Source organism: Methylobacterium sp. B1, assembly GCF_000333255.1.
In the GTDB taxonomy this organism is placed as follows: domain Bacteria; phylum Pseudomonadota; class Alphaproteobacteria; order Rhizobiales; family Beijerinckiaceae; genus Methylobacterium; species Methylobacterium fujisawaense.
Window position 1 is genome coordinate 1 of the sequence record NZ_BACT01000278.1, and the last position, 2,095, is coordinate 2,095.

Here is a 2,095-nt window from a genome sequence, read left to right on the forward strand (position 1 = left end):
GTGGACTTCGGCGTCTTCACGGTCCAGCGCCACGTCGACCATCCGATCTACGAGTACCTCGACTACACGGTGCAGGACTAAGGCGGCTTCGTCCGCGCGACCGACGACAGGGTCATTGGCGGCTTTCGCAACCGCTTGGTCGTGGGCGTGAACGTCGACAACGGCACCATCGACTACAGGCAGTTCGTCAACCTGAATGGCGCCGTGAAGGGCCCCCTAACATTCTCGACCCTCGACCGTTCGGAGAACCTGTCGGCCTATGCAGAGAACTCGTTCTTCATCCTGCCGAACGTCGCCCTCGTCGGGGGCGGCTTCTTCCTGCGCGCGGTCCGTGACCGGAAGGACCGGCTCCTGACAGACGGCGACCAGTCGGGCCGCTCCACCTACGACATCGCCAAGCCGAAGTTCGGCGTGCTCTGGGACGTCGACCCCACGTGGCAGGTCTACGGCAACGTCTCGGGCAGCGCCGAGGCGCCGACCTTCGACGCGAACTCGTTCGCGACCTTCGCAACCTCAAACCTGCGCGCCCAGACCGCGACCACCTACGAGGTCGGTACGCGCGGGGCCCGACCGGACCTGAGCTGGGACCTTTCGCTCTACCGCTCGGAGATCCAGAACGAACTGCAGTGCCTGACGACGTCGATCTTCAGCCCCTGCAGCATCGTGAACGCGGACCGCACCGTTCACCAGGGTGTCGAGGCCGGTCTCGGGGTGGCGTTCCTGAAGTCGCTCGTCACGGTTGAAGACCGTGTCTGGTTCAACGCCGCCTACACCTACAACGATTTCTTCTTCGTTCGCGACGCGCTCTATGGCGACAACCGCTTGCCCGGCGTGCCGACCCACTACCTGCGCGCCGAGGTGCTCTACCGACACCCTAGCGGCTTCTACGCCGGCCCCAACGTGGAGTGGTCGCCGCAGTCCTACTTCGCCGACAACGCCAACAGCCTGACGGTGCCCGCCTACGCGCTCCTGAACCTCAGGATCGGCTTCGATCAGGGCTCGGCTTGGTCAGGCTACCTTGAGGCACGCAATCTCCTGGACAAGCGTTACATCTCAAGCGTGGCCATCGCCGGCATCGCTAACGCCAGCTCGGAGATCTTCAACCCTGGCACCGGCCGGGCAATTTACGGAGGCCTTCGGTACCGGTGGTGAGGATTGTTCCCGACCCATGATGGTCGTGCAACGTCCCTTTAGTGAAGGCTAGAAGCGGACATCAGCTCGGCGCCCACAATGCGGTCGAGGAAAATCTACGTGGATCACTGGATCAGAATCGGACCGTGAACGACCCGGTGATACGTCGTGGAGATCCCGGATAAACGCGAAACACGTTGAGCGAGCTCTCATAGTAGACCGTGTTGAAGATGTTCTCGATGTTAAGGCCGAAGCGGAGGTTCTCGTAGCGGTAGTACGCCAACGCGTCGGCCGCGATGTAGGCCGGTAGGACAAAACCGGAGCCGGCCGCGTCGCCCGGACGCTCCCCGACGCCGCGCACGCCACCCCCGATGCCGAACCCCTTCCAGTCCCCACCCTGCACCTCGTACACGGCGAGCAGGCTTCCCGAGTGGCGCGGCACATTGATGAGTGGCGCGCCCACCGGCAGCACGTTGTCCTTAGTCACCACCGCGTCGGCGTAGACATAGCCGGCCAGGATCTTCAGCTCCGGCGAGAGCTGCCCCTGCGCCGTCAGCTCGAAGCCCTGGCTGCGCACCGCGCCCGCCGCGAGCGAGAAGCCGCTGTTGTTCGGGTCCGGCGTCAAAACGTTCTGCCGATCCACCCGGAAGGCCGCCGCAGTCAGCAGCAGGTTGCCGCCGAACAGCTCGGCCTTGGCGCCGATCTCGTAGCCCTGTCCCGTCTCCGGCTTCAGTGGCTTGCCCGGCGACACGGCCGCGGCGTCGGGGCCGATGTTGGGCCGGAAGCTCGTCCCGGCGTTGGTGTACAGCGAGAGCCATGGGATCGGCTGGTAAATGAGGCCGGCCCGCGGCGAGGCAGCGACCCGCGACTGGTCCGCCTGGCTGCGCGGGATGCGCTCGCGGAAGGAGTCCTCGAAGATGTCGAGCCGCGTGGCCACGAGCGCCTTCCACTCCGGGCTCAGCAC

At 65.2% G+C, this 2,095-nt stretch carries 2 protein-coding genes; one reads left to right on the plus strand and one right to left on the minus strand.

What is annotated here, in order from left to right; translation table 11 throughout:
* Positions 1-135: 135 nt before the first annotated feature.
* Positions 136-1,152, plus strand: coding sequence for a TonB-dependent receptor (locus I53_RS07990; RefSeq protein ID WP_051044723.1), 1,017 nt, complete (start codon positions 136-138; stop codon positions 1,150-1,152).
* 112 nt (positions 1,153-1,264) lie between these two features.
* Here I53_RS07990 and I53_RS07995 read toward each other — a convergent pair.
* Positions 1,265-2,095 (minus strand): TonB-dependent receptor (locus I53_RS07995; protein WP_043348895.1); only part of this gene is annotated, 831 nt, incomplete at its 5' end.